Origin of the sequence: Caldanaerobacter subterraneus (assembly GCF_004345675.1) — a bacterium.
Lineage (GTDB): Bacteria > Bacillota > Thermoanaerobacteria > Thermoanaerobacterales > Thermoanaerobacteraceae > Thermoanaerobacter > Thermoanaerobacter subterraneus.
Window position 1 is genome coordinate 1 of record NZ_SLWU01000066.1, and the last position, 2,349, is coordinate 2,349.

Genomic DNA, 2,349 nt, shown 5'->3' on the forward strand with positions numbered 1-2,349 from the left:
GCCCTTCTGCACACTGCCTGACGAGGTTAAAGAAGCAGGAGCAAGGAATATGCCTGCTGAAACTGTTGCTGCCTCCTTCCCCTTCACTGCTTCAGGCATAAACGATGGAACTGGTGTTGTTTTGGGAAAAGACAGAGACGGTGGATTAGTACTGGTTGATATATGGAAAAGAGGAGGCGATAGGACAAACTCTAACTGGACTATCCTTGCAAAGCCCGGCGCAGGAAAGAGCTTCACTGCTAAGATGCTTCTTTTAAGAGAGTACATGCAGGGAAGCAGAATCATAATCATAGACCCTGAAAGGGAGTATAAAGACATGTGTAATAAGCTTGGAGGTGTGTGGATTAACTGCACGGGTGGAGAAGGAAAGATAAATCCACTTCAAGTGAGATTGAGGCCTGTTGAGGAGGAGGATGAGGAAAACAGTAGTTTCCAAAGCCCGTTAGCTTTACACATACAGACTTTAAGGACTTTCTTCAGCCTATACCTCAGAGACTTAACAGATACAGAGAAAGCAGCATTAGAAGATGCATTAGTGGAAGTATATAAGGCAGCAGGAATAACATGGGGTACGGACCCAAGAGATGTTCCTAATGATAAATGGCCTACTGTGAAAGAGCTTTATGAGTACTGTGTGAAAAAGGCGGAAGAAAATCCTGAGACATACACAAGATTGGCAGTACTTTTAAAAAGAGCAGCAGAAGGAGCAGACTCATATTTATGGGCAGGCCCAACTGCTGTGGAGGCTGACTCCGATTTTATTGTTTTTGATGTTCATGATTTGCAGAATGCTGAAGACCAAGTTAAAAGAGCGCAATATTTTAATGTGCTCTCTTTTGCATGGAACATACTTGAAAGGGATAGAAGAGAGAGAACTGTTTTGGTTGTGGATGAAGCATGGATGCTTGTAGATCCTCAAACGCCTCAGGCAATTGCATTCCTTCGGGATACGTCAAAGCGAATACGAAAGTATAATGGAAGTCTTATTGTTATAAGTCAGAACGTTATAGATTTTTTAGCGCCAGAGGTTCAGAGATACGGCCAAGCTCTTTTAGATAACCCCACTTACAAGCTCCTTTTAGCGCAGGGAGAAAAAGACTTAGAAGCAATAACGGCCCTTATGAACCTTTCTGAAGCAGAGCATGACCTTCTCGCAAATGCAAAAAGAGGAGAAGGCCTTTTTGTTGCAGGTACACAGAGAATTCACATAAAGATTGAAGCAGCACCTTATGAAATGCAGTATTTAACTGGAGGCGGAAGTTGATGAATGTTTTGGGAAAAGTGCTTCTGGCTCTTCTGCCGGATGATTTGGAGAGCATTTTTAAGTTTGCTCTTCTTTTTGTTGTTGTTCCTGCTTTAGTGATTGCTGTAATTTTTGCAGGCCCCATTACTGCTTTTGAGAAGGTTCCACTTATTACTGCAGAGCAGGCCAAATTCTACATCAATGCAGCAGAAAAGGTGAAAAAAGAGTTTAACATGGGTCCTGATTGGAGAGAGCTTGTTGCAATAGACGCTGTAAGGTTCAAGCAGGATTTTTCCAAAGCTACCCCTGAGGATGCGTATAAGCTTGCTTCAATGTTTGTGCAAAACATAGGAGAAGTTGTTACAGAAAATGGACTGCACTTTCCGGTATATAAGCTTTTGAGCTTAGATGAGGTCTTAAATATGCTTGACTTTACAGAAGAAGAAAAAGATAAGGTTTGGGAGTTTCTTGAGTTTCTCAAAAATACAGACCTTTCTTTTTTGTTAGATGCTGCTTCAGGTGTGCCTGAAGGGTGGGTACCTGCTGAGAAAAATCTTAAGTGGCCTGTACCGGGAATTTACACTGTTACTTCTCCTTTCGGTCCTCGAATTGACCCGGTATACAGAGTAGAAAGATTTCACTCAGGTGTGGATATAGGAGCACCAGCAGGAACTCCTGTCGTTGCTGCTTTAGATGGCGAAGTGGCCTACGCAGGATGGAATGGCGGCTACGGCTTAGTTGTTTTTATATGGCATAACAACAATTTAGAGACAAGATATGCTCACTTATCTTCCATAGCAGTAAAGCAGAGGCAGGTTGTAAGAGCTGGTGATGTAATTGGATATGTAGGCTCCACAGGTAAGAGCACAGGCCCTCACCTTCACTTTGAGGTAAGAATCGGGGGAAGAGCTGTAAATCCACTTGACTTTTTTAAGTAGGAAAGGAGGTTCAGGCTTGCTTGTTTCGATTATTGCTGGAAAACAGATGGCTGAGGAGATAAGAAAAGCTTTAGCTGATGCAGGAGATATAGTTTTTGAACATATTGGTAAATTAGATTCTGAGAGTGTTAAAGAAATATTTTATTCTGCTTCTCGGGTTTCTTCAGA

At 42.2% G+C, this 2,349-nt stretch carries 2 protein-coding genes; both read left to right on the forward strand.

The window, feature by feature from the left end:
- A partial coding sequence (locus EV203_RS13215; RefSeq protein ID WP_132040908.1) for a VirB4 family type IV secretion system protein occupies positions 1 to 1,264 on the forward strand: 1,264 nt, incomplete at its 5' end.
- Complete coding sequence (locus EV203_RS13220; RefSeq protein ID WP_132040909.1) at positions 1,264 to 2,181, forward strand: M23 family metallopeptidase; 918 nt, start codon at positions 1,264 to 1,266, stop codon at positions 2,179 to 2,181. The genes EV203_RS13215 and EV203_RS13220, both read left to right, overlap by 1 nt.
- The last annotated feature ends 168 nt before the right edge of the window (positions 2,182 to 2,349 follow it).

Coding starts and splice junctions, on each gene's coding strand:
- EV203_RS13220 (WP_132040909.1), top strand. CDS start 1,264: ATGAATGTTTTGGGAAAAGTGCTTCTGGCTCTTCTGCCGGATGATTTG.